Origin of the sequence: Roseicella aerolata (assembly GCF_020523605.1) — a bacterium.
GTDB lineage: Bacteria > Pseudomonadota > Alphaproteobacteria > Acetobacterales > Acetobacteraceae > Paracraurococcus > Paracraurococcus aerolatus.
On sequence record NZ_JAJAQI010000152.1, the window covers coordinates 1 to 1,276 of the forward strand.

The following is a 1,276-nucleotide window of genomic DNA, read 5'->3' on the forward strand; positions in this document are numbered from 1 at the left end:
TGTCAATCGGCATGGAAATGGGACCCCGGATCGGCGTCCAAAAGGGACCCCCTTGGTGCGTGCTGAGGCACCGGCTGGTCGGTCACCCCGGAGCCGTAGGCGGAGGGGCGGCCGACCAGCCGGTGATGGCCTCAGCGTTCGGGTGATCAGGCGCGGTTCTTGAACCGCCAGCTCTCGTTGCCGGTCTCGACGATGTCGCAGTGGTGCGTCAGCCGGTCCAGCAGGGCGGTGGTCATCTTGGCGTCGCCGAACACGGTCGGCCATTCGCCGAATGCGAGGTTGGTGGTGACGATAACCGAGGTCTGCTCGTAGAGGCGGCTGACCAGGTGAAACAGCAGCTGCCCACCGGAGAGTGCGAACGGCAGGTAGCCGAGTTCGTCGAGCACGACGAAATCCAGGCGACAGAGATGGTCGGCCATGCGGCCGCCGCGTCCTGACCTGCTCTCGGCCTCCAGCCGGTTCACCAGGTCGACGACGTTGTAGAACCTGCCGCGGGCGCCGCTGCGGATCAGCGCGCGGGCGACGCCGATCGCCAGGTGCGTCTTGCCCGTGCCGGTCCCGCCGACCAGGACCACGTTGCGCTGCTGGGCCAGGAAGTTGCCGCCCACCAGGTCACGCACGAGCGTCTGGTTGACTGGCGTTCCTTCGAACTGGAAGTCCTCGACGTCTTTGGCCAGCGGCAGCTTGGCGATGGTCATCTGGTACTTGATCGAGCGGGCCTGCTTCTCCGAGATCTCGGCCGAGACGAAGTCGCCGATCACCCGCTGCGGTTCATGCTGACGCTTCACCGCCGCAGCGATGATGCCGTCGAACGCGGTCTTCATGCCGAACAATCGCAGCTCGCCCATGGCGGCGAGGATCTCGGACCGTTCCATCACGCGCTGCTCCTCAGGCTGTCGTAGCGGCTGCAATCGGCCAGCGGCTCATGCTGCAGCCGCAGGGCGTCGGGAATGAGGATCGGCGCCGGGACCGGTGGGTCGCGCCGGCGGGCCAGGATGTTCAGCACCACGTCGGCCGAGTGCACGCCCTCGCGCAGGGCCTCGGCGCACGCCGCCTCGACCGCCGCCAGCCCGTCGCTCAGCACCGCGGTCAGGATATCGACCATCTGCCGATCGCCATCTTCGGCGCTGCGCAGCTTGCGGCGGATGCGCTCGAGTGCGCTCGGCAGCAGCCAGTCCTTGAAGGGCGCGCCGTTCCGCAGCGCCCCGGGCTTGCGCGCCAGCACGGGGACGTAGTGCCAGGGATCGTAGACCGTCTGGTCGCGCCCGAAGCAGCG

At 68.1% G+C, this 1,276-nt stretch carries 1 protein-coding gene and 1 pseudogene; both read right to left on the minus strand.

Annotated features, from left to right (window positions below; genetic code table 11):
* Window positions 1-146: 146 nt before the first annotated feature.
* Complete coding sequence (gene istB, locus LHA35_RS28275; RefSeq protein ID WP_226615175.1) at window positions 147-875, minus strand: IS21-like element helper ATPase IstB; 729 nt, start codon at window positions 873-875, stop codon at window positions 147-149.
* Window positions 772-1,276 (minus strand): annotated as a pseudogene (locus LHA35_RS28280) (IS21 family transposase); the annotation flags it as partial. The pseudogene LHA35_RS28280 and the gene istB, both read right to left, overlap by 104 nt.

What these genes read in the sequence shown, in the direction of transcription:
- istB (WP_226615175.1), bottom strand. Translation starts at nt 875, where the DNA reads ATGGAACGGTCCGAGATCCTCGCCGCCATGGGCGAGCTGCGATTGTTC.